General features: G+C 63.0%; 1 protein-coding gene. It reads right to left on the bottom strand.

Translation table 11 applies throughout. The annotated features are described in order from the left end of the window. Positions 1–535 (bottom strand): MFS transporter (locus U9980_RS12140; RefSeq protein WP_416210247.1); only part of this gene is annotated, 535 nt, incomplete at its 3' end. Between the last annotated feature and the right edge of the window lie 38 nt (positions 536–573).

The following is a 573-nucleotide window of genomic DNA, read 5'->3' as shown; positions in this document are numbered from 1 at the left end:
TTGTCAATACCCGCTGGATGACGATGAGCGTGATGACGCCGAGGGGGATGTTGATGTAGAACACCCAGCGCCAGGACGCCTGGTCGACCAGGAAGCCCCCGATCAGCGGGCCGAGGATGCTGGCGGCACCGAACACCGCGCCGAAGTAGCCCTGGTACCTGCCTCGTTCGCGGGGTGAGATGACATCGCCGATGATCGCGAGAGCCAGCGAGATCAGGCCGCCGGCACCTATGCCCTGCACGCCTCTGAATATGATCAGCTGGAGCATGCTCTGGCTGAGCCCGGCCAGGGCCGACCCCAGCAGGAAGATGACGATCGCGATCTGAAAGATCGTTTTTCTGCCGTAGAGATCACCTAGCTTGCCGTACAGCGGGGTGCTCGCCGTTGCGGTCAGCAGGTAGGACGTCACGACCCAGCTGTAGAGGTCGGGGCGGTGGAAGTCCTGGCTGATCCGGGTCAGCGCAGTCGAGATGATCGTCTGATCGAGAGCCGCGAGTAGTACGCCGAGCATCAGCCCGGACATGATCACCAGGATCTGCCGCTGTGAGTACGGGGTGGTGTCTGCGCCCGGTG

Source organism: Protofrankia sp. Cr1 (genome assembly GCF_963555865.1).
Classification (GTDB): Bacteria; Actinomycetota; Actinomycetes; order Frankiales; family Frankiaceae; genus Protofrankia.
This window is presented reverse-complemented; position numbering and strand designations above follow the sequence as displayed.